The sequence below is a fragment of the Bartonella sp. CR84HXZ genome (genome assembly GCF_042194535.1).
GTDB classification, from domain to species: Bacteria; Pseudomonadota; Alphaproteobacteria; order Rhizobiales; family Rhizobiaceae; genus Bartonella; species Bartonella grahamii.
Genome location: NZ_JBHIMY010000004.1, coordinates 39,994 through 66,553, shown reverse-complemented (window position 1 = coordinate 66,553; position 26,560 = coordinate 39,994). Strand labels below are relative to the sequence as shown.

Sequence of the window (26,560 nt, the reverse complement as noted above, 5' to 3'; positions counted from 1 at the left end):
GTTCTTTTCTATAAAGAGCTAAACTCAAAGAAAATTGATAAAAGTTGATAAAGCTCTATTGCAAAAAAGATGAGAATAACTCTAATATAGAGAGTAGATAATTGTTGAAACTGGTACACGCTATATTTAAACCTTTGTCGTTGCTTAAAAGAATTTATCTTCACTCTCAATTCAAAGAGTGATAAAAATGAAAGAAGAAAGAATGCTCAATCTTAATAGTGGGTATCAAAGTAACCTCAGATATTGGCTCACTTGCATTATTGGATTTGTTGCTATTTTGGCAATTATAATTGTTGGTGGATTTTATATCGCAAAACCCTATCTTGACAGTTTTGTAAAACAAGAAATAGCCCGTCGTGGCATAAAAGCCCGAACATCTGAAGTAAGCATTCTAGGTAGAGTCAATTTGAAGAATGTGACATTACCTGTTCCAGCTGGTACATCACTTAGAATTGGTGCCATTTCTGCCCGTCCTCCCCTTTCCTTTATTCCCGGAACTTTTACATTTTATAATGTTGATTTAAAGCATAATAATATTCATGTGCAAATTCCCCAAATTTCTCTTCGGAGTGTATCCTTAAAAGAAAAAGATAGAACGATAACATCACGGCTTTTACAATCAATGATGCGTATTGAGCTTTCCTCAATTATTGCTCCCAATATACAACTTTCTATAGAAAATAAAAACAACCGAATAGAAACGGTTGAAGTCAAGAATTTCCAGCTTTCTGATTTTAAAAATGGCCATATCCATTCAGTTAGTATTAAAAATATGGATCTTAAAACAGTTGCAGTAAATGGTGCCAAACAGATGCAGCTTATGGCTAAAAGTGATACAATAAAAGCCCATGATATCGACATCAACTATGCCTATTCTATCATTTTTGGAAAAAACAATGCTCTCAACCAAGGTAAAACCGTCACTGGCCCCATTTCTCTGAATAATGTAAGTGTCGATGTTTTAGAAGAAGCGGAAAAAAGCAGTTCTTTCTTCCTCGGACAGTTTAAAACATCTGGTTTAAAAATGAAGCCGCTTGAACAAACTCCTGAAAAATTGATCAAAGCTTATCTTAATGCAAGAAAAGAGAATAATAAAATCGCTGAAAAAATAGCACAAAATGGTCTTCTTCTAAACATACTGCTCGCCATTACCTCAGCGGATGCCAAAATTGATAATATCACCGTTGATATACCGCAGTTGAAAGCAACACTCGAATCACTCCAATTTAAACCAACCTTGTGGAAACAACCTATCCCCAAAAAGCTTTTTCTTTCTCTCAATAACCTTTCTGTTTTACCTAAAAAAATGAATGAAAAAGACTTAGAGTTCTTCAAAAATCTGAACTTTGAGCGCTTTGACATTTCAGGAAAAATTGATATTTCTTACGATGAAAAAAAACGTATGCTCCTTCTTGATGCAATGTCTTTCAATATGAGAGACGTTGGATCTGGGAACATATCAGCTAAGGTTATTGATGTTGATGAAAAGCTTTTTTCTGGTCAGCAAAATGTAATGATTGCTGCTTCTCAAGACTTTGGCATCAATGAAATTGATGTGCAATATAGGGATGCAGGTTTCATTGAGAAGCTTTTTTCTTATCTTGCGCAAAATCTTAATGACAACCAACATGATCTTAAAAAGGAGCTCTATGACGATTTCTATCTAATGATGACGCAGACCCCAAAAATGCTTCTAAAAAATCATGACGAAGCAGAAAAAATTTCAAAATCCTTAGGGGAATTTGCTAAAAATCCACAAACATTGATTGTTAAAATTAAAGCAAAAGATAATAAAGCGCTCACGATGGTTGATCTCGAATCTGCTCTACAAAATGATCTATCCAAGGCTTTAAACAAAGTACATCTCACTATTAAAAATGAAGCATCACCTTAAACATTTTGTGCTTTAAATATGATGATTTTGTCTATAAATTAAGAACTTTATTCCTCTTTTTGCTTTTATATGATACAGAAGGTATCATATAAAGTCATTTACACAGAGAATATAGAATCTAAAATTGTCGATGCTTGGAGTTGTTCATGTCTGATTTATCTTCAAATCGCCTGCCTAATCGCGCTTCTCGTGTCACCAATCAAGCGCTTTCTGCGATCGAGCGTTTTCTCCATATTGAAGCTCTTAGTGGTATTGTTCTTTTATTAGCTGCTGCTGCTGCACTTATTTTTGCCAATTCTAAATATGCTGCTTTCTATGAATCTTTTTGGCATACACCTCTTGGCTTTAATTTGGGTCATTTCACTCTTTCATGGGATTTACATTTCTGGGTTAATGATGCTCTTATGACTATTTTCTTTCTCGTCGCAGGAATGGAAATTCGACGCGAAATTCATGAAGGTGCTCTTGCCGATTTTAGACAAGCAATCTTACCAATTGTTGCCGCAATAGGAGGCGTTTGTGTTCCCGCAATTATTTACTTTATCTTCAACTTTAACGAGGGACATATACGCGGTTGGGCTGTGCCAACAGCAACAGATATTGCCTTTGCTCTAGGTATTCTTGCTCTTCTTGGAAAAAAAATTCCTTCTAATCTTCATATTATTCTTCTATCATTAGCGATTATTGATGATATTATCGCTGTTCTTATTATTGCTTTTTTCTACTCAACAAACATTGATCCTAGCGGTTTAATGATTGCAGGAGCAGGTATTGCTTTGGTGCTATTTTTTCAGTGGATCGGACTTGCATCAGCATGGCTTTACATTTTACCTGGTGCAATCATCTGGTGGGGTTTAATGGTAACAGGTGTTCACCCATCACTTGCTGGTGTAATCTTAGGAATGATGACTCCCGTTCTTCCTACCCGTACTCTTGTGGCGCCACTCACCATGCTCAGTAACGCTATGCAAATTCTTCAAGAAAAAAATACAAAAACAGATCTGCATCATATTTCAACCGCATTGAAAAAAATGCGCAAAGGACAACGGGCCATGATTGCTCCAGTAACACGCGTTCAAAAAGCGTTGCATCCATGGGTTGCATACGGTATCATGCCGGTCTTTGCCTTCGCAAATGCAGGAGTAAGTTTTGCAAACTTTGATCTTTCTTCTGACAAATCATTCTTGATTGTTTTGGGTGTTGTCATTGGTCTTTTCGTTGGTAAGCCTCTTGGTATTATCACAGCCAGTTATATAGCCGTAAAATCAGGGCTATGCCGCCTACCCCCTCATATGACATGGACAGGTGTTTTACTCATTGGTTTTTTAGCAGGAATTGGCTTTACAATGTCTATCTTTGTTTCAATGCTCGCTTTTAAAGATATTATTCTGCTTGATGCTGCAAAAATTGGGGTCCTTTGTGGCTCTGGTTTATCTGCTCTTATCGGTCTGGGATATGGATTTATTTATATTAAGCGCAATAAAGGAATTTCTCATAGTTCCTAACAAACTAACTGAAAATACATTTTTATGCAAAACTCTTAAAAAGTGATTTTGCTCATTTGTTGGATTCGGACAATATTTAATGTGAAATCCGTTGTCTCACCTCATCTTTACACTTATGAAGGAGAAAACTAATATCATCATACTATTTACTAGTCTCTAATGTCGCAACACCTTTGACACTTAAGAAGATTCATAAGAAATATTTTTATTCCTTTCTTCAATAATCTTTTATTCATACACTAACTCCAATCGTGATATACACAAGAATGATTTTAATTGTTTCAATATAAAAGGCTTCGTGGTTTCAGAGAAGCGGCCTTTCGTCGGGAAGTTATTCACTATAAAGAAAAATTTAATTATTATAAATCAATATCTTATCTTTAATTATACGAAACAGATAAGAATAAGCAAAATTCCGTAATCAGTTAAGTAATTCCATGGCTTATTTTTTCCCAATAAACCACCCTCCTCGTTACTGATTATTGCCGGTATTCTAAAAACTTTAATTTTTATCTTCTTAAAAGGCACATTATTTTTTGGTAAAAATATTCGATTTATAATGATACTTTATCATTATAAATCTTGAATGGACTCCAAATATCGTAAGATTTGCTCATTTCAAATCTGTACATGATCAATCAATCAAGACTATTCCCTTACACGTCACCAGCCAAGGAGGAATATGGAGTCACATTATTTGAAGAAAGAAATAAGAATGCTTCATATCAACACAAGAGCTGTTCAACACGAAAACTAAAAATAAAATGATGACGACCAACTGACACCTTTGATCTAAGTAAAGGAGATGGTCCCCAATAAATTTTACGTTACGCCATCCACAAGCGCCGTAATGGGCTTGGGGAGAAATATTTATTTAAAACAAGCGCGTAAATTGGCAATATAATAGCGTTTTGTTTTACGTGAAAGGCATATACGATTTAAATAACGCAATAAACAAAACGTGAATCAATATATAATATCCATTATTTCAAAGATATTTCTGTCAATATCTTTGAAAGTTGTAAAGCAGAATTAAAAGGAAGTTGTAAAATGGAAACTGGTTTTCACTTTTATGGCTTCATATTCTCCCCCAATTAGGTTTTATCTCCATTTCAGAGGTTCCCCCAACAAGTATACGCAACACCCTTGTTCCTATCTGGCATACAAAAACAGGAGTTGCTCGTAGTCCCCTTATCCGTCTCAATATATATATCATCAAACGTGCATCTGCGCTGACATTAGATATTGATACAGGTAACAAAAAACAAAAGATTTATTTGGAATAACAACGTCATAAAATCACTACTCGATCGACAATGGAGAGAAAAAATATCCTCGTTTTTTATCATAGACACATCGCTTGTCTCCCTCCATGAAAGAATTAAACTTGAAGCATTCTTCCATAGGGAGCACTCTAGTTTACGTAATTAACTCGCGGGAAAAAAGAAAACCCTAGTCATTTAGACTATTCTAAAACATACAATCAGTGGAAAAATAAAGCATATATATCGTTGCACTCCCCTTTTCCCGCTCTTAGTTGATATTTATTTTCTTTTTGTTTACAGAGTTAGCTCTATATTTCTTAATACCATAAAATACTCTTTACAGATAATTTAAAAAACAATATTTCCGAGACTTTCGAATTATACAACGCCACATTAAATACAATAAGAGTAAAATAATATTTATAAAAATATCTTTATTGGGAATAAGTGTATTAATTACTGCACTTTGATAACATATCTTATATTCACTTCAAATGGATATCCCCATTCGAATGCATTATGCTATTAAAAAGTAATTACAAAACAAGAGAATACGTTTCACATTCATATACTGAATAAAAACAAATTGTGAGAAAAAATATTTAACAAAATTAGAATAATAAAAATGGCTATATTTCTTACAAGAAGAGTTTTACTTACAAAAACAACCATTTGAAAAATATGTAAATATGATAAGAAACTAGCACGATATACGGCACAAACGAAAGAATGTATTTCATGCGTGAGTGGCAGTATGACAAAGAAAATACTTGTAATAGAGTAGTTAAGGGAAGAAAGTTAACCTAAAGAACATATAGAGGTATCGAAAACTCTGAAAATCTTAGTCATAATTCAAAAAAAGATAAATAGACATGAGAAAAAATTTAAGTAATGAAATCATGAAAGCAGCACACTATAACATTATCATTTAATTTTGATCTATCGTTACATGATTTTATGAAAAGTGCTTCTGAAGAGCTATAAGCCGTAAACGCATAAGATATAGTAATTCTACAACTTATAGCGCAACATAAATATTGTCTATAGAGATATATTTTTATTGCCTCATAATACGGAAAAAAATAAATTTACAAGATACACATAAAGCTATAAACAACCATTTGAGACAAGCTAAATATCTCTAGGAAATACATCTTCGATTCTATTTTTGATAATTCCGTCACTAATCCAATGAGCTCAAATTTCTCTAAGATTTATAATATTAAATCTGTATTCACAAGGCTGTCCCTCATGTCACATGCATCCTTTGAATAAACGCAGTGCCATTTTGTTCCTTATTCTATTAAAGCTTATTGTGAAGACTTCACTATCCCTCTCTATAGGCTTTAAAACGTTTATAGACGGCATATTTTATATCCCTTCTTAAACATTTTTTACCTAAACATCTTTCTCTTGTCATGTATAAGCAACCATTTTTAAATTCATCATGAACAAGTTTAAAATGAGAGAGTTTTGCTGTATTAAATATTCTATTTAAGTTAAAAATATAAATTTTCCTTAACAAAAATTATTAATATATATTAAAGCTTTATGTTATTGAAACTTTGTTAAAACTAAAAAATGCTCATCCCTTATCAAGTGCATAAACAGCATGTAATGTTCTAACCGCAAGTTCAGTGTAAGCACTATCAATCAAAATAGAAATTTTAATTTCTGAGGTCGTAATTGCTTGAATGTTAATACCCTTTTCAGCCAAAGCCTTAAATGCTGTAGCGGCAACACCTGCATGGCTACGCATTCCAATACCAATCACAGATACCTTGGCAAGATCACTTTCAAATTGGAGAACATCAAATCCAATTTCTTTGCGATTCTTCTCAAGTAGTGCAACGGCTTTTTCTACATCTGATGATGGTACAGTAAAAGTCATATCAGTTTTTGAGCCATCTTCAGAAATATTTTGCACAATCATATCAACATTAATGCGCTCTTCAGCCAAGGGACCAAAAATTGCTGCCGAAATCCCTGGACGATCGGCAAGCCGACGAAGGGAAATTTGCGCTTCATCCTTAGCAAAAGCAATACCAGTAACATTTTGTTGTTCCACGATTTCATCCTCATCGCAAATAAGTGTTCCAGAAAAACTCATTGGATCCTCCATGCCTAACGCATCAGGATCCTCAAAACTTGAACGCACAAAGGTACGAACCTTATGAACCATTGCCAATTCAACAGAACGAACCTGTAAAACCTTTGCACCAAGAGAAGCCATTTCCAGCATTTCTTCAAAAGCTACTTTTGGTAAACGACGCGCTTTCGGTTCTATACGTGGATCCGTTGTATAAACACCATCTACATCCGTATAAATATCACAGCGATCAGCTTGTACAGCCGCGGCTATAGCAACAGCACTTGTATCTGATCCCCCACGCCCTAAGGTAGAAATCCGGTTATCTGGAGCTAACCCTTGAAAACCAGCAATAACGGCAACCTGACCTTCCTGAAAACACTCGATTAAAAAAGATCCATCAATATCAGTAATACGTGCACGTCCATGCGCATTGTCTGTATGAATAGGAATTTGCCAACCAAGCCATGAACGTGCATTCACACCCATTTCTTGAAGTGTCAAAGCCAACAAACCTGAAGTAACCTGTTCACCAGAAGCAACCACAACATCATATTCACGAGCATCTCTATGCTTGGAGGAAGCATCACACGTCCACTGAACAAGCTCATTGGTTTTACCAGCCATCGCAGATACGACAACGGCAACCTCATTGCCTGCATCAATCTCTCTTTTGACATGCCGTGCAACATTATGAATACATTCAATATTTGCTACAGATGTTCCACCGAATTTCATGACAATGCGCGCCATTAATAACACTCTTACCTTTACATCTTTTATCTCAAACGGTAATGAGAATTAGATGCTGTATCAACTAACCATTTTCTCGACATAGCGAATATCTATCATTTGTGCAAGTTTCATTATGATTATATTAATTTCTCTTGACTTTGTATAAAATCTACTGGACTTGATCATTAAAAATAAAAGGCAGGCAACATGATAGATGAAACACAAACAACTATTGATCAAAGTGAAATTGATCATTTTTCACGTATTGCTACAGAATGGTGGAATCCACAAGGAAAATTTCGACCTCTTCACCAATTTAACCCAACACGCCTTGCTTACATCAGAGAAAAAATCTGTTTAGAGTTTAATCGTGACCCTTGTTCATTTACGCCCTTTGATAATTTGAAAATTCTTGATATTGGCTGTGGAGGAGGCTTGTTATGTGAACCAATGGCACGTCTTGGCGCTATGGTCGTAGGCGTTGATGCTGCACAAACAAATATTGAAGTCGCAAAAACCCATGCAGCTCAAAATGATCTTTCCATTGATTACCGCACGATGACAGCAGAAGCTCTTGCCAATGAAGGAGAAAAATTTGATATCATCCTTAATATGGAAGTTGTTGAACATGTCGCTGATGTTAATCTCTTCATAGCAGCTACAGCAAAAATGTTGAAACCACAAGGGTTAATGTTTGTCTCAACACTCAACCGCACGTGGAAATCATGGGGGCTTGCTATTGTAGGCGCTGAATATATTCTACGTTGGCTTCCTAAAGGAACACATGATTATAAAAAATTCCTAAAACCTCTAGAACTTAAAAATTTCTTATCAAAAAACGCCCTAACTATCATTGATGAGATAGGGATTACTTATAACCCATTAAACGACAGCTGGAATCGCTCAAAAGACATGAGCGTTAACTATCTCCTTCTAGCAAAACGGTCTTAAGGATATGTAATTTACAAATATTATACGCCTTGTAATAAAGAATTGAGCTTTCCCTCAGCCTCTAAAGCATAAAGATCATCACAACCGCCAACGTGATAATCACCTATAAAAATTTGTGGAAATGTATTACGTCCATTTGCACGCTGTACCATTTCTTGGCGAAGGGATGTGGAAGCATCAATATCTGTATACTTTACGCCTTTTTTATTAAGCAAATCACGTGCTTTTGTGCAATAAGGGCAGTTAGGGCGTGTATAAATTATTATCTCTTTCATAGTATTATCCTCCAATATTTTTTAATAATATTCACTTTAAATTCCTCTTACGAGGAGGGAAAAATAGAATCTTCTTTGAGAACACGCGAAAATGTTAGCACATCAACCTGTCGCGCACCTGCATATTTTAATGCAGCAGCTGCTGCTGTAACTGTTGCACCTGTTGTAAATACATCATCAATCAGCAAAACAGAACATCCTTTGAGATATTTTTTAACCTTATGCGAAACCTTAAAAGCATTTTTTACGTTAAGTTTTCTCTCTCTCGAAGAAAGACTAACCTGCGGACGGGTATGCCGACAACGAACAAGCCAACTCGGTTTTAAAAGCTTTTTTTGTGATGCTGCAATATAACGCGCAAGCTCAGCAGATTGATTATAACGTCTCTCCCAAAAACGACGAAAATGCAATGGAATGGGAATAATAACATCACAATCATCAATAACCTCGCGTCCAGCAAACATCATCCAGTTGGCCATAAATGATGCCAATTCTATATGATCACCATATTTTAAGCGCGTTACTAAAGCTCGTGCAAGCCCTTTATGAACAATAGCAGAACGGACACGTGAAAAAGGATGAGAATTACGAAGCGCTTCACCACTGAGAAAACCATCCCCCATATCACAAACAAAGGGAGTCCCCATAACAGGACAATAAGGTTTAGTGATAAATTGAAGGTCTTTCCAACATTCGGAGCAAATCGTGCCATAAGTAGAAACATTTTGCTTACATCCAGGACAAATTGGTGGATAAAGCACCGTTTTCAAGCGTTCAATGAACTTACTTAGTATATCCCCACTACTTAACGCCGCTTCTCGAAAATACAACATTATAAATTTAGGCTTTTACAAGTTTCCCTCAGAACAAAAGTTCCTTTGTATTTCCTCAATTTATAATTTTAATTCCTTTAAAAATTCTTACCTTCTATAAATTTATTTTTCTTTTATATTATAAACTTGACAGAGCTTGCACAAATAATGAACCTTTTCAAAATATATTCTTTCATAGATCGAAAGTGTTCCACAATATGTCGCATCCTTTAATTTTTGATCATAACCGCATTGAACAATTCCGAAAACGTGCCTTTCAAAAAGCAAAAAAAGGATACGACTTTTTACTCTCTCACATGGCAGAAGATCTCTATAAACGTCTTAGCACTGTTGATCGCCTCTTTACATTAGCTCTCGATTTACACAGCCATACAGACCTTGCTGCGCAAGCTTTAATGAAATCTGGAAAAGTTTGTTCCATAGAACGTATTGAGACCAATACGCTTTATCAAAGCCATGATAAAAAATTTCATTTACGTCATCGGGAATTTCTTGATTTACCTCAAAGTTACTGTGACCTTATTGTTTCACTTCTTTCATTACAATTGACCAATGATACCCCTGGTGTTCTAAGCCAGATAAAAAACACCCTTAAACCAGATGGCTTATTTCTTGCTGTTATGGCAGGAGCTGGTACATTAAGAGAATTGCGCGAAAGCCTTCTGCAAGCTGAAAGTGAAATTTATGGTGGAGCAAGCCCTAGGATCTATCCTTTTGCCGACATTCGTGATGCAGGCGCTCTTTTACAGCGTGTTGGCTTTGCCCTGCCTGTAGCAGACGTTGAAGATATCACAATACGTTATAATACAATGTTTGATCTTATGCACGATCTTAAAGCTATGGGAATGCAAAATGCACTCATCAATCGTTCACGACGCCCTGTATCCAAACGTTTTTTTCTCCGCGCAGCTGAAATCTATGCACAACGATTTAGTGATCCTGATGGACGTATTCGTGCACATTTTTCTTTCATCTGGCTCTCTGGTTGGGCTCCTCATCCCAATCAACAAAAACCCTTACAACCTGGTTCAGCGCAAATATCTCTTACAGATATTTTACAACCCCAAAAAACATAACCTAAAATCATTTTTTAAAAATACTTTTATCTGTTGTCTGTAACATTTGACTGGTGATCGTTCCAGCTATCATTGAATCGCTCACGTTTAGAGCGGTCCGTCCCATATCAATTAGCGGTTCGATAGAGATAAGTACAGCAACCAAAGTAACAGGAAGCCCCATAATTGGTAACACAATCAATGCAGCGAAAATAGCGCCTCCCCCCACACCAGCAACACCAATAGAACTCAATGTCACAACCCCAATAAGCGTAGCAATCCAAGTAGGATCAAGAGGGTTAATACCCATAGATGGTGCAATCATGGTCGCAAGCATCGCTGGATAAAGACCAGCACAACCATTTTGTCCAATTGTTGCCCCAAAAGAAGCTGCAAAACTCGCAATGGGTTGTGGTACACCTATCCACTGTGTTTGCGCTTCAATATTCAAAGGAATACTTGCAGCACTTGAACGACTGCTAAAAGCAAATGTTAAAACAGGTAAAACCTTTTTGAAAAAACGAAAGGGATTAACTCCAGAAATACCAAGCAATACACCATGAATTCCAAAAATTAAAATAATACCGACATAAGAGGCAATGACAAAAACCAGTAAATTTAAAATATCTGCAATACGCGATATTGCTCCTACTTTCGTCATAAGTGCAAAAATACCATAAGGCGTCAAAGCAATCACAATACGGACTAACCGCATAATCCAAGCTTGTCCCACTTGAATAAATAAAAGCGCTTTTTCTCCTTTTTCTGGCTCATCTTTCTTTAAAAGAAGAACCGCTGCACCTAAAAATGACGCAAAAATAACAACACTGATAATTGACGTACGTTTAGCTCCACTCAACTCAGCAAATGGATTTTTAGGAATCATAGACAAAATCATCTTTGGTATATTCATATCTCCAAGTTTAGAAATATGACCTTCAAGAATAGCAGAAACATTTTGCCCTTCATGCACTAAACCATCGGCTGTTAATCCAAAAAAATTAATCACAAGAACACCAACCAATGCTGAAAGAGCCGTTGTAAAAAGCAATATTGAAATTGTTATTATACTCATCTTTCCAACAGCATAAACAGAATGTAAATGAGCAACTGCTGAAACAATAGAGATAAAAACCAGTGGCATAACAATCATTTGCAACAATAAGATATAGCCCTCACCAACAATGTTAAACCATTCAACGGATTTCAATAAAGTGCTTTCACCCTCTCCATAAATAAACTGCAAAACACTTCCAAAAATCAAGCCAAGGATAAGCCCTAGCATAACACGTAGTGAAAGACTCCATTGCATTCTCTTACTTTGAGAAACAAACAATAAAAAAATAACAAATAGAAATAAATTGACGAAAAAATTAAATGTCATTGTCTATGCTCACTTACTATTGTTATGATTGACGTCAATAATCTGCATAATTCAAAATCAATGCATGATATTTAAAATTAACATAAAGCTTACCAGGCTTTTACAAAATCATTATTTTTTTAATTTATAGATTAAAAGAGAATTTTTTATCTACTAATAACTGTTTAAAGAAAATAAATAAAATTATGTTCCTATTCTTTAAATTTATGCTCTCATAAAATAGTTAAAAAAGAGAAATATAAACAACATTCATTGCATCTTAATACCGAACAATTCCAGCATATCTTATCCTATCAATATCCTTACCTCTCTCTTTTGCTATTTGAACTGAAGCGAGCTTTTCAAGAAAGGATGAATTAACAATCGAACATTCATGATTTTTCTAGAAAATACCTTTCATAGATTCTTTCTTTGCTTTCAATGAACGCTTTTTTATTTTTCGAATTTTTTTTATAGTCATAAAAAAGACTTTAAAAGCCACAATGCCTATTGAACGACAATACATTGATTTATAATAAATAATTTACTATTTTGCATATTAAATGAGAGTCCCGAATAACGTAAGATTCTCTCATTTCAAACCTGTTTATCTTGAATCAATCAAAATCATTTTCTTGCACGTCACAAGCAGAGCTGGCGTGTGGATAAAAAATGTATAAGAAAGGTGTAGAAATACCTCTTATGAAACGTCTTAATGCAAGAGCTGTCGCAACATTGGAGGACGGAGCTTGGGCAGAAAATATAAATAATATGATTGCTTTTTATAATAGCGCAGTAAAACGTTTTAACGATACATATCTATATGCTGATCGAACAACACGTGTACGTGCCGTAGATAATTTTATCACTTTAGATATAAAGTTGTAGTTATAATGTTAAGCAAGAACTAATAAGAGGAAGGGTTTTTGAATTTGAAAAGACATGCCTCATGCAAAGTTCGTATCGTTCTTTTACACGACTATGGCTTTATTATAATCGTATCTTCAATGACGGAGTTTATCAGATACCACATGTATTCCCTATGGGGCAAGCAGTAGAAAATAGAGTCATAGAAATTACAAGCATAGGAGCACGAAGCGGTTTTTCTGTGTTAATAGCTAAGAATTTACCTAATCTAGATGCAATAGATACAGGCCAATGCTTTCCACGGTATCTTTATAAAAATGTTGAATCTTCTATAACTGATCATGATGAGAAACAATCCCATTTGTTTACAAATTCAATAAAGGAAAGAAAAACATCTGGTTTACAGAGGCGTGATGCCATCACTGATAAAGGATTAGCGCATTTTAAGCTGCTTATCCTAGTGAGACCATAACTAAAGATGATCTATTCTATTACGCTTACGGATTATTGCATTCAAAAGATTACCGTACTCGCTATGCTCATAATTTATGAAAAATTTATGCAAAGAATTGCCTCGTATCCCTTGTGTAAAAAGCGCTGAAGATTTCTGGATATTGTGGACAACAGAGTGTGAATTTGATCACTTGCACATGAATTATGAAAGTGTGGAGCCTTATCTTGTGACCTTTAAAAAAGGGTAATCCAAAACTGACTGACATCTCTAATCCCGAAAAGTTTTATTACGTGACAGAAATGAAATTCGCAAAAATTAAAAATAGTAAGGAAAAGGATAAATCTACTTTATTTACAACAGCAATATCATCATGACAGACATCCTTCTTGAAGCTTATGAGTATATCGTTAATGGCAACCCCACTCTTGAATGGGTTATGGAGCGTCAATGTGTAAAGACAGATAAAAAGAGTGGCATTGTTAATGATGCCAATCGCTATGCTCTTGGAACCATTAGTAACCCTGCTTATCCATTAGAGTTGTTTCAAAGGATCATACTATAAATTTAGAAACAATGAAAATTATTAAGAAACTACCAAAATTAGAAGTGTGAGAAACCGAATAGACTTATGAGGTTAACACACCTCATAAAGGTCTCTTGTGTATTGCTTTAAAACGGCAGTCTATAACTTTAATCATCTTATTAAGTTTATTACCTACAATCTTAAAAGGATAGCTTATCATGCATTATTCTAAAAAAGAAGCTTTGCACTTTTAAACACTGTTATTTGGATTGCTTTTAAAAGATTATATCGTAATCTAAAATGATAGCTTTATTGTTTTGAAAAACTCTGTTGAAAAAGAGCTTTATGTATTCATTTTACTTATAGATTTTGAAGGTGTCTAAAATCCTAAAAATCTTCAAAAATCTCAAAACTAATAACCATAATGGTCTTAATAGCATTTTTTATGACTAGAACCTATCTTTTGAAATGGCTTTAAAGAATCACATGCTTTTCATAAGATTTAATCACTCACTAAAATGATCTATTTTGTCGGTTCAATTTACTGACAGAAAACTGACAAAAATGACAAAAGTCTATTAAAAGGGAGTTTGCTGACCTCTATAATTATCAGTCTCTCTTTAGATGTTTTTATAAAAGGCAATAAAGCGCATTATCATCTTTATCATTTATCTTATGAAAATGAAAAATGGTGCCATGACTATAAAAATATAATAGCTATAGAGCATGCGTGAAAAAAAGCAAGTTTTCATAATCACAATGCAAATGAACGCGTTGGTTATAAAGAGCGCGGTGCCTATTAAAGTTGTTCAAATTAGAGCCCCTTATAAACAAAATCTACAAAAATCATTAAAATCATTTAGTAAAAAACTGATACGTTATAAAGCTAAAAATACGCATGATGAGAGCGTTTATAAATATTATTAATGTTATAGATAATAAATAACGCAATTGTTTAATAAATTCCACAATATATCTTTAAAAGACATAATAAAAAACAATCAAGTAATAAGCATATAAACAATATTTACACATAATATATTTAAAAAATATAAAATTGTAAAATATTTATTTACAATAAATACGTATCGTGTTACATAAATTATAGATATATTAGTTTATATGTTACGAAAAAGCCTTTTCCATACCTTTAAAATACTGATTGTCTTTTATGCTTTTGTTAGTATATGAGTACTTTGTCGGGTGTAGCTATGCCATACAATACCCTTTTATGGGAAATGCAACGCCACTCGTAATCTACATATCATTCAATATAATTTGAAACACAATACCAACAAAAATATCACATATACCATTGATATAACCAAATTAAATGATATCAACCGTCGTAATAGACCCTATTCAATACCGGCCTATTTATCGAAGATAAGGAGTTAAATCACTCATGAAACGTACCGTAACATTTATTGTTTTATCTTCTCTATTGATCATTTTGTTTGCTGTATTAATATCACTTGGATATACCAAAGTGAATGATCTGAATCCGTACAACGAACTTTATCAGTCATACCTAAAATAACAACTATAGAAATTCAGAATATCGCTACAAAAAGGAAATAGCAAAAGAATAAATTATCTGTATAGAGAAAATGATACCCTGTAATTTTCCTACCCGTTTTAGAAATACATCTATTGCCTTCATGCTGACTGTATAACTATATCGTATAATGGTACAAAAAGGTATAAGAATCCCCTTGAGATCTAGCTACTAAAAAATGGAAGAAGAAAAATTTAAAAGCGCACTAGATATGTTTAGCTAACAAAAAAGTTTTTGTTGCCCGTCTCTGCAAAAACTGAAATTTTTTATTTTTATTCCATACTTTACTCTTGTAACAACAGAATAACACATATTGATATAATATAATCAAATACATGGAGTGAGAATAATAACTGTAAAGAAAAATATCTCAAATGCTGTTTTTCTCATGCATAAAAATTCAATTTATTAATATTTAATGATGTAATTAACACCTTAATTCTATATATTATAATCTCTATTTCTATCTCTTTACATAATATATTTCTTTTTTATATAAAAATAAATTTGAGTTATACATACACAGATCTATCGGCATTTTTTCTACTGTCTTTTTAGCTTACTGAACGATTGATATCGTAATTTTTGTATAATAAAATGCTCTTTCATATAAGCATCGTACATTGAATTATAATAACGGACTATTAAACGCAAATTATATTTTTTATCCCTTTTAAAAGTGAAAAATATTATTTTCAGACCTATTCATAAGTGGGATGAGCTATGTGAATAAAAAATGTTTGATAATAAGCTTAAGTATATCTTTTATGAGCTATCTTTAGCACAAAGGTACAACATTAAGATTACGGAAATATCGTGATATTATTGGGTATAAAAATCACACTGCCCAAGAGATTTTTGTATTGTACCCTTTATGAGAAATGTTAAAAGAAAGGCAGGGTATGCTCTCTAGAGCAAATGAGTGAATGAGCCACCACGGTGATATGCATTTTTTAAAAAGTAGGAAGTCTCTTTTCTTCAAATTTAATAGGCACATTCTAAAAATAAAGGTTCTACAGATTCATTCCAAATAGAATAGTAATAAGACAAAAATTTTTCAGCATCTGTTTGTCCCATTGCAACAACCTCTTCTAAAGGATTAAGAAAATTTGTTTCATCAAAACCATTCGTATCATACTGTTTGCGATTTTTTAAGCCTTTGCGGGCAATAGCAAGAGCTTGTCGTGCTAACTCTAAAAGAATAGTTTGACGAAAAGGAGTTTTTAACCCTTCTTTAGGAACGCGTTGGCGCACATCTAAAACTTCTTCAAAACACCAATCTTTTGTCAAAGCTTCTGCCTCATTAAGTGCTTCCCTATCATAAAGAAGCCCGACCCAAAAAGCCGACAACGCACAAATGCGCTTCCAAGAACCGCAATCAGCTCCTCTCATTTCTAAAAATCTTTTTAAGCGGACTTCAGGAAATAACGTTGATAAGTGATTAATCCAATCTCCCATGTTTGGAATTGAATTTGCAACTTGTCCTTTTAATGCTCCATTCATAAACTGACGAAATGTTATATGTGTACAATCATAATAACGACCATCACGCACAACAAAATACATTGGAACATCAAGAGCCCATTCAACATAATCAGCAAAACCAAAACGCTCAGAAAATATAAAGGGAAGAACGCCTGTCCTCTGATTATCCGTATTACGCCAAATTTCAGAACGCCACGACAAAAAGCCATTTGGGCGTCCTTCTGTAAAAGGTGAACTTGCAAATAATGCTGTTGCAATGGACTGTAACTTCATAGATACTTGCATTTTTCGCCGCATATCACTTTCAGATGAAAAATCAAGATTAACCTGAACTGTTGATGTGCGATACATCATATTAAGACCATTATGCCCCACTTTAGGCATATAATCAGTCATAATCTGATAACGTGATTTAGGCATTCGCGGCGTTTCAGCTAAAGTCCACTTTGGACTAGCTCCAAGACCTAGAAAACCTATACCCAATGGTTCTGCAATTTTTTTGAGAAGAGTTAAATGCTCCATCAACTCGTGATATGTATGGCCTACTGATTTTAATGGTGCACCAGATAATTCAAATTGTCCTCCAGGTTCCAAAGAAATGGCTCCCTGATCAACTGATCCTACAAGCCCAATAATATTCTCTTCATCTAAAATAGGTTTCCATCCTAAGGCGCTTTGCATCCTCTCTAAAAGCGCTTGGATTCCCCTCTCTCCTTCATAAGGAACAGGGTGAAAACCATCTTTATAAAACGGAAACTTTTCATGTTCTGTACCGATACGCCAATCATCTTCTGCTTTATACCCCCCTTGGAAATAGCTAACCAAGGAATCTAAGTTATAAATTTCACTTTCATCAGTTATATCAAGCGCCATAACTTATCGTATCCTATCATTGGTATCATCATCTTAAATGAACTGTTTAGAATGATTTTACAGATTTCTCAATCCATTGCCCAATCCCCCACGGTAGCATTAAGAAGAGCCAAAGCAGCAACAGCGGCAGTGTCAGCGCGTAAAATACGCGGACCTAATGATATTGGAACTACAAAAGGATGTTTTTTTAAAAAGCTCCGCTCTTCTTCACTAAAGCCACCTTCTGGTCCAATAAGAATACCAGGTGTTGTAACGTCACGCTTTTTAAAAGAAGGTAATGGATTATGCGATTTATGCTCTTCATCACAAAAAAATAAAGGCTGTGTCTCATCCCACCGTACTAAAAGTTCTGCTAATGATAGAGCAGATACGCATTCAGGGAGAGATAAAATGCCACACTGTTCAGAAGCTTCAATAACATTGGCTTCCATACGCGCCATATTGATACGCGTAACCTGCGTATGATGCGTTATAACAGGCTGCAAAGTCGATACCCCCATTTCAACAGCTTTCTGCACCATATAATCCAACCGAGCGTTTTTGAGTGGAGCAAAGCAATAAATAAGATTGGAATGCGTCGTTTGTAATCTTTCTTGATGGATAAGTTGAACCACAACAAATTTTTTCTTAACAATGATAAGTTTAGCAAGCCACTCACCATCCTGTCCATTAAAAAGTAAAATTTCTGCTCCTTCTTTCATACGCAGAACGTGCACAAGATAAGAAGCTTGTGCCCCCTCTATCTTTATTTCTTCATTCAAAGCCAATGTCTGTCGTATAAATAATCTTTTAAGTTTATAATTTATGCGCATAAAAATTTTGCCAATGCTCACTATCGTCATCGAAAAAATAAAGAAAAATATATAGCAAAAAGAAAAAATTATATCTATAGAACTATAATATATTAAAGAAATATAGAGTTTTTTTAGCTTTATGAGATAATAATAGGAACTTATAGATCCTTAAGTGATTCTACTTTCATAAAAGTTTAAATAATGCACCATTCATCTTTGCATTCAGTCATTGATGCATCCGTGGAGGAAAAATATGTCTGCTAAAAAAGCTACAATTATTACGATTACAACCCTCTTAGCCTTTATTTTGATTACAGTGGGAATTGGTTCTGTTGGAGCAGATGGGAAGCATACAATTACCAAAGATGGTTATGGTATTTCTTCTGGGATTCAGTAAGCACTGGCCGACATCCCCCTTAAAAATTTAATGTTTTTTAGAAACTTTTATAAGATTTGCATCAATATTATGAATTTCTTGTATTTGAAAGATTCCATAAGAAGGATTTTTATTCCTCTCTTCAATCATTTATCTATATCAACCACACTTATGACGGAGAGAACGATTTTTACTGCTTCACCACGAACGGATTTAAAATGAGAAAATCTTCCGATAGAGTGGGACCTCTGATTTAAATTAAAAGACAATTTTAAGTTGCAAAAAGACGAATTACTATTATAAGATAGAGTGCTATATAGATAAAAAACAATTCTCAATCTGCGTCAATGTCTTTTGTAACCCAAAAATTACCATGGTTTTGCCCTTTAGAGCGTAGAGAAAATGTAAAAGGCCATGCAAGGCTATTAGCGAGACATTGGACATCTTTACATAAAGTTTCTGATCTATAGTTTTTGCGTAGTTGTGCCTGTAATATCAATTCATTCTGCTTCCCTTGCGCGATATCAGTTGCAACGGTTCCTTGAATGGATAAGCTCAAGTCTGCTGTACGCATTAATGACTCTGTCACCTTCATCATACCTTCTGAAAAGCTTGTCTGAATATCCCAGTGATCAAATGTTGTTGAAAAAGTATCATTAGTCATTAAAAGAAATTGTTGTTTATTTAAAAGTCTTGTTTGTAATTCATTCAAATCATATCCTAAGAGCCGACCAGAAGACATCTTCAGTGTTAATTCACCCTGCATTTGCGTAAAAATTTCTCGCCAAGAATCAGCAAGTGTTCGTATCGTTGCAGTAAAATTCGTTTTGCTTTGTATAAATGGAATCAATCCCAAGGTTTCTAAAGTCTCCTGCATATCAATAGAAGCACCTGAAATATTTCCTCCTATACGCACTTTCTGTCCAGCTGGCGTAACTTCAATATTACTTTGCACGGATCCACCAAAAATATTCGCATGTCCAAGATCAAAAATACCATGCCCATTTCTTATTTGTATTGCAGCAGCTAAATTTGTGAGGGAAATATTTCCTATTTTAGCTTGTGGCGCAGAAAGTCGTATATCCACGCCAATACGATCAAAAATTGTCATATCAAAGAAGGAATTTTTCTTTTTACCTGAAAAAAACATTGAACCCAAGAGGCTAAGATCTAGGTTATCAAAGGCTAACGAGCCCATAACATTTGGTACATAATCTTGAAAATCGAGTTTTAAAGCTCCTCGCGCATTGGCTTTCCCCATCGTAAATGTAACATTGTTCATTTGAATATGCATTGGCTGCGCTAAAAAATGAGATTCCCATACAATGGGTATTTTAAATTTATGTCCCCAAAACTGATTTCCACCAACCCAAGACAATGTCTGATTCCATCCCGGAGAACGCATCGATACTTTTCCGTCAAAAATATAATATTCAGATAACCGAGCCTTTCCTGTAAAAGTTATTCCCCCACGTACAGAATTGAGACTTGCCCTAATATGACTTTTTCCTCCTGCAAGAAGCAGCAATGCTTGAGAAGCATCAATTGATAACTTTGTAAATTCTCCGCGCCAACGCGCATCTGCACGTAACCGTACTTCCTGAGTCGATTCCGGCCAATGTAAAGTCGCATTTAATCCTGTTATTTTTTCTGCCATCCCCGAAAAACTATCGTGATACACAAGAACACCATTTTTAATGACAATCCGCCCAAAAGGTTGTTTTAAAAGGTGCTCTATCTCTGGATGTTCAGGATTATGTTTTAATATTTCACGCGTATTGCGTATTGCCAACCCTAATGCACCTTGTGAGCGAGAAAACCGATCAAAAAAATCTGCTATTGTTTTAACAGGCTTTTCCATAACAAATTGAGGACGCATAATCCGCGTCTCTGAAAAAGAAACATGTCCCCAAAGAAGATCGACGACAGAAAGATCAACTTCTATTGATTCAGCTTCCATTAATGGCGCAACATCATCCATTTTTGATGTTAAAGTAACGCCAGAAAGAAATGCTTTAGGATAAGGAAAAAGATGTAACCGCGGTGGATCACGCAATTGCACATTGTAACCGGTCCATACACTCAAATCCTGCGCTAAACGAATACGAATCGCATCTGTAGAGATAAGATAAGGTAAAACGAGAATCCCCACTCCAAATAAAAAGATAATTGTAATAAAAATTCCGCTCAAAAATTTTATTATTCTGATGCGCACAATATCCCTCTATATTTATCCCCCCCTATAACAGATTAAAAACAAACTTAAATGATTATAAAAAGTTTTTATAACCCTATAATTCACTATATCCACTTTGTATCTTCATTATTTTTGTTCTTTATCCAAAATTTATTCAAACAGCAATGTTGCTGCTTCTTTATAAAGCAATTATTTAAAAGTCTTCAAAACTATAAATCCACAACATTATAAAACCATTCTTACTGTTCTCACATGAATATTGCTATAAAACTCTATCGTATTATTAGAAAATGCTTTACAAAAAAACAAACAGCCTTACCGAAAGGATCTCTGAATGAATAATATTATCGATGGAAAAAAACTTGCTGAAGAGATTATTGCGAAAGTTAAGGCCGAAACAATAAATCTCCGCCATCACTATAATATACAACCTAGTATCGCTGTTATTATCGTTGGAGATGATCCCGCAAGTCAAGTATATGTCACCTCAAAAAATAAAAAAGCCGAAGAATGTGGGTTTCTTTCAATCAAACATGTCGTTTCTAAAGAAACGCAAGAAAAAGAACTCCTTCAACTTATTGCAACATTAAATTCTGATCCAAAAATTCATGGTATTTTGGTACAGTTGCCTCTCCCTGCTCATATGAATACAAATCGCATAACACAAGCCGTTGCTTTCCAAAAAGATGTTGATGGTTTTCATTATATTAATGTAGGAAAACTCGCGGCAAATGCACTTGAAGATGCGATTATTCCCTGCACACCAGCTGGTGCCATGATGATGATTGAACGACACTGTGGGCAAGATTTATCTGGACTTGATGCTGTCGTTGTTGGACGCTCTAATATTGTTGGAAAACCTATGGCTGCCCTTTTAACAGCAGCCAATGCCACTGTGACAATTGCCCATAGTCGTACCCGTGACCTTGATGATGTGTGTCGAAGCGCTGATATTTTAGTCGCAGCTGTAGGCCGCCCACAAATGATTAAAAAAGACTGGATAAAAAATGGTGCAATTGTTATTGATGTTGGTATTAACCGCGTTGCTGCACCAGAAAAAGGTGTAGGGAAAACACGTCTTGTTGGTGATGTCGATTTTGAAAACGTAAAAGAAAAAGCTGCTGCGATTACCCCTGTTCCAGGAGGCGTTGGACCAATGACAATTGCCATGCTTATGGTTAATACACTCAAAGCCGCCGCGCGATCACACAATCTGCCTATACCAAAATTCTAAGAATTGTAACAATTCCTTGTATATGGTTTTATTGTACATGATTAAGCTTGTTTATTTTTGCATTTTTCATGTCATAAAAACAGATGCCCCTTGATCTGCACGATTAACGGATTGACGAAAAACATGAAAAAGTTCGCGTCCAACACCATGTTCGTTTTTTGAAAGATCAGGAGGTATGATTTTTCGCGCGTTAAATTTTGCTAAATCCTCCAAAAGAGTTAGTTTACCCTCATGAGCATCAAGAAAAACAATATCACCATCCTGCAAACGTGCAATGGGGCCATTATCCATTGCTTCCGGTGTCACATGAATGGCAGCAGGAATTTTTCCTGACGCCCCTGACATACGCCCATCGGTTATCAATGCTACCTTTTGACCGCGATCTTGTAAAACGCCTAAAATGGTCGTTAATTTATGAAGCTCTGGCATACCATTGGCTTTTGGTCCTTGATAGCGAATGACAGCGATAAAATCTTTATCATACAACACTCCAGATTTAAAAGATTTTTGTAGTTCCTCTTGATCATTAAAAACAAAGACTGGTGCTTTAATCTGCCAATACTCTGGTTTAACAGAGGAAACTTTTATAATAGCTGTTCCCAAATCTCCCGATAAAACACGAAGACCACCGTCAGGCTGAAATGGCTTTCTCCACCCTGCTAACACCTTATGATCACCACTTTCCTTGAGAGCCGCTTCACGCACCACATGACCATCAGCAGAAAGCTTTGCTTCAATTGCATAAGCAGTGAGATCTTTACCAAAAACCGTAGAAACATCTTCATGTACTAAACCTGCCTCGATAAGCTCGCGAATAATAAATCCCATCCCCCCAGCAGCATAAAAATGATTGATATCCGCTAAACCATTAGGATAAATGCGCGCTAAAAGAGGCACAGCGGATGAAATTTCTGCAATATCATGCCATGTCAATTTAATACCGCAAACAGCAGCTATAGCAATCAAATGAATCGTATGATTGGTAGAACCTCCTGTTGCATTTAATCCTACAATGGCATTTACAAAAGAACGCTCATCAATGATCATACCAAGTGGCCTATAATGATCACCAAGATCTGTCATTTCAAGTACACGTTTCGTGGCTTCTTTTGTTAAAGCATCACGCAACGGTGTATTCGCATTAACAAAAGAAGCTCCCGGCATATGAAGCCCCATCATCTCCAGTATCACCTGATTAGAGTTAGCTGTTCCATAAAATGTACATGTTCCTGGTCCATGATAAGAACGTGCTTCTGATGCTAGAAGTGTTTGGCGATCTATTTTATTTTCCGCGTAAAGTTGACGTATCTTCGCTTTTTCATCATTACCTTGACCACTTGTCATAGGACCAGCTGGTATAAAAATTCCTGGTAAATGACCAAATGTTAGTGCACCAATCAATAAACCTGGTACAATTTTATCACACACCCCAAGATACAATGCTGCATCAAAGACATCGTGTGATAAGCTTATAGCTGTCGCCATTGCAATTACTTCACGCGAAAAAAGGGAAAGCTCCATCCCCGCATTTCCCTGCGTAACACCATCGCACATCGCGGGAACACCACCTGCAACCTGTGCAACACCACCAACCATACGGGCCGACTCTTTAATTAAGTGAGGAAATTTTTCAAAAGGTTGATGAGCTGAAAGTAAATCGTTATATGCCGTGATAATGCCAATATTCCCAACGATATTTCCCTTCAAACGCTCTTTATCTATTGCACCACAAGCAGCAAAACCATGAGCCTGATTGGCACATCCTAAAAAACTTCGTTTGGGGCGATGAACTTGTGCTTTCGTAATACGATCTAAGTAAATTTCTCGTGTTGATCGAGAACGTTCATAAATCCTTCGTGTAACTGTGGCAATTGTCTTGGAAAGTGCCATATTCCCCTCCCTCTTTCATTGTTGCTTCCCCTCATTCATTGAGAGAGATTACGTTTTTATTCACCTTGTCTCTCATATTCTAATTCACTTATTTCATTATCTGCAGGCGACCAATAAACCTGCACAAGATGAGGGGAATTACGCAAAACTGCCCGAATAGGCATTTCTATTTCAGATCCATCTTGACAAGCTTTTTCAAAACAATCGCGTTTCTGAAAACCTTCGATATGGAGAATAATACAACGAGACTGCATAATAACTGGCAAAGTTAGTGAGAGTCTTGGCTCAACAGCACTCTTAGCATGAAGGGGCAAAACAAGTGCTTGTGTTCGCAGATCAAGCGCTTGCTTTAAACGATCAGCATCAGGAAAAAAAGAAGCCGTATGTCCATCACCCCCCATTCCTAAAACAACAACATCAAAGGGTTTAGGCAAAGTATTAATACGACTCGCCGCTGAAAAAGCAGCAAGTTCAGCAGTAATCGCTTTATGATAAAGCCCTACAAAACGTGCTTTTTCGGCAAAATTTTGTAACAAATGACACCGTACCATATGCTCATTTGAACGTTCATCGTGTGTAGGAACGAAACGTTCATCGACCAAAGTGATAATGATATTTTGCCAATCAATATCCGCTTTTGACAAATAATGAAAAAACAATTCTGGTGTTTTACCACCAGACACCGCTAAAACTGCTCTCTTACGCTCAAGAACAGATACACTAAGTTCTGCGGCTACTCGATCTGCTAATGCCAAGGCTAAAGTCTGAGGGGTTTCAAAATCTAAACGGTCAATATTCATTCTATACATACTTATTGCTCTAAACTAAATTGTTCCATATACGCCCATCACGTTCCATGAGAATCGTTGAAGCAGATGGCCCCCACGAACCAGCGCTATAACTGTGAAAAGGCTGTTTTATTGCTTCCCATCCCTTAATGATTGGATCAATCCAACGCCAAGCAGCCTCAACTTCATCACGACGCATAAACAGCGTTTGATCTCCACGAATAACATCCATTAATAAACGTTCATAAGCATCAGGATTACGTTCAGAAAATGCGGAAGCAAAACTCATATCTAATGGAATGTGACGAAACCGCATACCGCCGTAACTTGGATCCTTAATCATCAACCATTGTTTCACACCCTCATCAGGTTGGAGACGAATCACAAGCCGATTAGAAAAAATTTCATCTAAATCCACATTAAAAATATTATGAGGAATAGGTTTAAAAACCACAACAATTTCAGACATTCGCGTGAACATGCGCTTACCTGTTCGTAAATAAAAAGGCGTATTAGCCCAACGCCAGTTATCAATCTTAACCTTAAGCGCTACAAATGTTTCACTCTTACTCACTCTTCCCAGATCATCGAAATAAGACTCTACAGATATACCATTTGATAGACCAGAAAGATACTGCCCACGTACAGTATGCTGTCCTACATTATGTACATCAAGCGGTGTTAAAGAATGTAAAATTTTAAGTTTTTCATCGCGCACAGCATTAGCACTGTTGGTAAATGGTATTTCCATCGCAACCAAACAAAGTAATTGCAGCATATGGTTTTGGACCATATCCCGTAGAGCACCAGTGCTTTCATAATATTCTGTACGCCCCTCTAACCCTAAAGATTCAGCAACGGTTATTTGAACATGATCAATATAGTTGGAGTTCCATAGCGGTTCATAAAGTGTATTAGCAAACCGCAATGCCATTAAATTTTGAACAGTTTCCTTCCCAAGATAATGATCAATACGAAAGATCTGCTCTTCATTAAAGACGCTTGCAAATGCATCATTAAGTGAAACAGCTGTTTTTACATCGCAACCAATTGGTTTTTCAATGATAATCCGTGTTTGTGGTGTCACCAAATCATTTTTTCCCAACTTCATCGCAATATCAGCAAAAAGTGACGAACTAACAGCCAAATAAAAAGCTCGAATATTCGCTGAATCTCGTGACAGAAGGAGAGCTAAATCCTCCCACCCTCGATTTGAGGAAGCATCAACAGAAACATAGCTTAAACGTGCAAGAAAACGATTGAGTTCTGTTGAATTGAGATCTTTTGGATGGATATGTTTTTCTAAAGAAGTGCGGACAAAATTTTGATATTCTTCATGACTTAAGGGAGTGCGGGAAGCCCCAATAATACGTGTTGGCTCACTGAATTGACCAACACACTGACAATGATACAAAGCCGGCAAAAGCTTGCGCGACGCCAAATCACCATTGCCACCAAAAACAATACAATCAAAAGAAGAAACTGGAATAATTTTATGCACCATGAACTTGTTTATTTTTCTATTCGATTATGAAATCCCATATCACTTATAAAAG

The 26,560-nt window shown here is 35.6% G+C and carries 16 protein-coding genes and 1 pseudogene; 7 read left to right on the top strand and 10 right to left on the bottom strand.

All coding sequences use genetic code 11. The features are described 5' to 3' along the window. The first annotated feature begins 187 nt into the window (after positions 1 to 187). The gene (locus tag ACFIKD_RS03010; protein ID WP_375647194.1) at positions 188 to 1,894 is read left to right on the top strand and encodes a hypothetical protein; all 1,707 of its coding nucleotides are present in this window, start codon (positions 188 to 190) and stop codon (positions 1,892 to 1,894) included. A gap of 146 nt (positions 1,895 to 2,040) precedes the next feature. Beyond that, positions 2,041 to 3,399: a Na+/H+ antiporter NhaA gene (gene nhaA / locus ACFIKD_RS03005; protein WP_375635794.1), complete on the top strand. Its 1,359-nt coding sequence runs from the start codon at positions 2,041 to 2,043 to the stop codon at positions 3,397 to 3,399. A gap of 2,850 nt (positions 3,400 to 6,249) precedes the next feature. On the opposite strand, the gene ACFIKD_RS03000 is transcribed toward nhaA, so the two are convergent. Next, positions 6,250 to 7,506 (bottom strand): aspartate kinase, encoded by a 1,257-nt coding sequence (locus ACFIKD_RS03000; protein WP_375647193.1) that lies wholly within the window; start codon positions 7,504 to 7,506, stop codon positions 6,250 to 6,252. Positions 7,507 to 7,695: 189 nt separating this feature from the next. On the opposite strand from ACFIKD_RS03000, the gene ubiG reads away from it, so the two are divergent. Continuing rightward, positions 7,696 to 8,439 (top strand): bifunctional 2-polyprenyl-6-hydroxyphenol methylase/3-demethylubiquinol 3-O-methyltransferase UbiG, encoded by a 744-nt coding sequence (ubiG, locus tag ACFIKD_RS02995; protein ID WP_375628238.1) that lies wholly within the window; start codon positions 7,696 to 7,698, stop codon positions 8,437 to 8,439. 20 nt (positions 8,440 to 8,459) lie between these two features. Here the strand turns inward: ubiG and grxC are convergent, their stop codons facing one another. Further along, positions 8,460 to 8,714 (bottom strand): glutaredoxin 3, encoded by a 255-nt coding sequence (gene grxC, locus ACFIKD_RS02990; protein WP_273787883.1) that lies wholly within the window; start codon positions 8,712 to 8,714, stop codon positions 8,460 to 8,462. A gap of 47 nt (positions 8,715 to 8,761) precedes the next feature. Then, positions 8,762 to 9,547: a ComF family protein gene (locus ACFIKD_RS02985; RefSeq protein WP_012754790.1), complete on the bottom strand. Its 786-nt coding sequence runs from the start codon at positions 9,545 to 9,547 to the stop codon at positions 8,762 to 8,764. A 197-nt stretch (positions 9,548 to 9,744) separates the two neighbouring features. On the opposite strand from ACFIKD_RS02985, the gene ACFIKD_RS02980 reads away from it, so the two are divergent. Further along, the gene (locus ACFIKD_RS02980; protein ID WP_375647192.1) at positions 9,745 to 10,623 is read left to right on the top strand and encodes a methyltransferase; all 879 of its coding nucleotides are present in this window, start codon (positions 9,745 to 9,747) and stop codon (positions 10,621 to 10,623) included. A 7-nt stretch (positions 10,624 to 10,630) separates the two neighbouring features. Here ACFIKD_RS02980 and ACFIKD_RS02975 read toward each other — a convergent pair whose 3' ends face one another. Then, positions 10,631 to 11,986, bottom strand: coding sequence for an L-cystine transporter (locus ACFIKD_RS02975; RefSeq protein ID WP_012754788.1), 1,356 nt, complete (start codon positions 11,984 to 11,986; stop codon positions 10,631 to 10,633). Between the two features lie 732 nt (positions 11,987 to 12,718). Between ACFIKD_RS02975 and ACFIKD_RS02970 the strand changes: the two are divergent. Then, positions 12,719 to 13,898, top strand: a pseudogene (locus ACFIKD_RS02970) (type ISP restriction/modification enzyme); the annotation flags it as partial. 2,453 nt (positions 13,899 to 16,351) lie between these two features. On the opposite strand, the gene ACFIKD_RS02965 reads toward ACFIKD_RS02970, so the two are convergent. Together ACFIKD_RS02965 and ACFIKD_RS02960 are read right to left on the bottom strand one after the other, a co-directional pair. Next, the gene (locus tag ACFIKD_RS02965) at positions 16,352 to 17,725 is read right to left on the bottom strand and encodes a glutamate--cysteine ligase (RefSeq protein ID WP_375635796.1); all 1,374 of its coding nucleotides are present in this window, start codon (positions 17,723 to 17,725) and stop codon (positions 16,352 to 16,354) included. A 68-nt stretch (positions 17,726 to 17,793) separates the two neighbouring features. After that, the gene (locus ACFIKD_RS02960) at positions 17,794 to 18,537 is read right to left on the bottom strand and encodes a 16S rRNA (uracil(1498)-N(3))-methyltransferase (RefSeq protein ID WP_375635797.1); all 744 of its coding nucleotides are present in this window, start codon (positions 18,535 to 18,537) and stop codon (positions 17,794 to 17,796) included. 235 nt (positions 18,538 to 18,772) lie between these two features. Here ACFIKD_RS02960 and ACFIKD_RS02955 point away from each other — a divergent pair, with 235 nt between their 5' ends. Then, positions 18,773 to 18,916 (top strand): hypothetical protein, encoded by a 144-nt coding sequence (locus ACFIKD_RS02955; RefSeq protein WP_012754785.1) that lies wholly within the window; start codon positions 18,773 to 18,775, stop codon positions 18,914 to 18,916. A gap of 313 nt (positions 18,917 to 19,229) precedes the next feature. On the opposite strand, the gene ACFIKD_RS02950 is transcribed toward ACFIKD_RS02955, so the two are convergent. Next, positions 19,230 to 21,110, bottom strand: coding sequence for an AsmA family protein (locus ACFIKD_RS02950; RefSeq protein ID WP_375635798.1), 1,881 nt, complete (start codon positions 21,108 to 21,110; stop codon positions 19,230 to 19,232). Positions 21,111 to 21,426: 316 nt separating this feature from the next. On the opposite strand from ACFIKD_RS02950, the gene folD reads away from it, so the two are divergent. After that, positions 21,427 to 22,326 (top strand): bifunctional methylenetetrahydrofolate dehydrogenase/methenyltetrahydrofolate cyclohydrolase FolD, encoded by a 900-nt coding sequence (gene folD, locus ACFIKD_RS02945; protein WP_375647190.1) that lies wholly within the window; start codon positions 21,427 to 21,429, stop codon positions 22,324 to 22,326. A gap of 66 nt (positions 22,327 to 22,392) precedes the next feature. Here the strand turns inward: folD and edd are convergent, their stop codons facing one another. The 3 genes from edd to zwf are packed head-to-tail and all read right to left on the bottom strand — an operon-like array spanning position 22,393 to position 26,508. Beyond that, on the bottom strand, positions 22,393 to 24,216 hold the full coding sequence (gene edd / locus ACFIKD_RS02940; RefSeq protein WP_375635800.1) for a phosphogluconate dehydratase: 1,824 nt from the start codon (positions 24,214 to 24,216) through the stop codon (positions 22,393 to 22,395). Between the two features lie 56 nt (positions 24,217 to 24,272). Further along, positions 24,273 to 25,025, bottom strand: coding sequence for a 6-phosphogluconolactonase (pgl, locus tag ACFIKD_RS02935; RefSeq protein WP_012754781.1), 753 nt, complete (start codon positions 25,023 to 25,025; stop codon positions 24,273 to 24,275). Positions 25,026 to 25,035: 10 nt separating this feature from the next. After that, positions 25,036 to 26,508 carry a glucose-6-phosphate dehydrogenase gene (gene zwf / locus ACFIKD_RS02930; RefSeq protein ID WP_375647189.1) on the bottom strand — a complete coding sequence of 491 codons (1,473 nt, stop codon included), beginning with the start codon at positions 26,506 to 26,508 and terminating at the stop codon, positions 25,036 to 25,038. Positions 26,509 to 26,560: the final 52 nt, after the last annotated feature.

Coding starts and splice junctions, on each gene's coding strand:
- zwf (WP_375647189.1), bottom strand. CDS start 26,508: ATGGTGCATAAAATTATTCCAGTTTCTTCTTTTGATTGTATTGTTTTT.
- ACFIKD_RS02960 (WP_375635797.1), bottom strand. CDS start 18,537: ATGCGCATAAATTATAAACTTAAAAGATTATTTATACGACAGACATTG.
- nhaA (WP_375635794.1), top strand. CDS start 2,041: ATGTCTGATTTATCTTCAAATCGCCTGCCTAATCGCGCTTCTCGTGTC.
- grxC (WP_273787883.1), bottom strand. CDS start 8,714: ATGAAAGAGATAATAATTTATACACGCCCTAACTGCCCTTATTGCACA.
- ACFIKD_RS02975 (WP_012754788.1), bottom strand. CDS start 11,986: ATGACATTTAATTTTTTCGTCAATTTATTTCTATTTGTTATTTTTTTA.
- ACFIKD_RS02980 (WP_375647192.1), top strand. CDS start 9,745: ATGTCGCATCCTTTAATTTTTGATCATAACCGCATTGAACAATTCCGA.
- ACFIKD_RS03000 (WP_375647193.1), bottom strand. CDS start 7,506: ATGGCGCGCATTGTCATGAAATTCGGTGGAACATCTGTAGCAAATATT.
- pgl (WP_012754781.1), bottom strand. CDS start 25,025: ATGTATAGAATGAATATTGACCGTTTAGATTTTGAAACCCCTCAGACT.
- edd (WP_375635800.1), bottom strand. CDS start 24,216: ATGGCACTTTCCAAGACAATTGCCACAGTTACACGAAGGATTTATGAA.
- ACFIKD_RS02965 (WP_375635796.1), bottom strand. CDS start 17,725: ATGGCGCTTGATATAACTGATGAAAGTGAAATTTATAACTTAGATTCC.
- ACFIKD_RS03010 (WP_375647194.1), top strand. CDS start 188: ATGAAAGAAGAAAGAATGCTCAATCTTAATAGTGGGTATCAAAGTAAC.
- ubiG (WP_375628238.1), top strand. CDS start 7,696: ATGATAGATGAAACACAAACAACTATTGATCAAAGTGAAATTGATCAT.
- ACFIKD_RS02955 (WP_012754785.1), top strand. CDS start 18,773: ATGTCTGCTAAAAAAGCTACAATTATTACGATTACAACCCTCTTAGCC.
- ACFIKD_RS02985 (WP_012754790.1), bottom strand. CDS start 9,547: ATGTTGTATTTTCGAGAAGCGGCGTTAAGTAGTGGGGATATACTAAGT.
- folD (WP_375647190.1), top strand. CDS start 21,427: ATGAATAATATTATCGATGGAAAAAAACTTGCTGAAGAGATTATTGCG.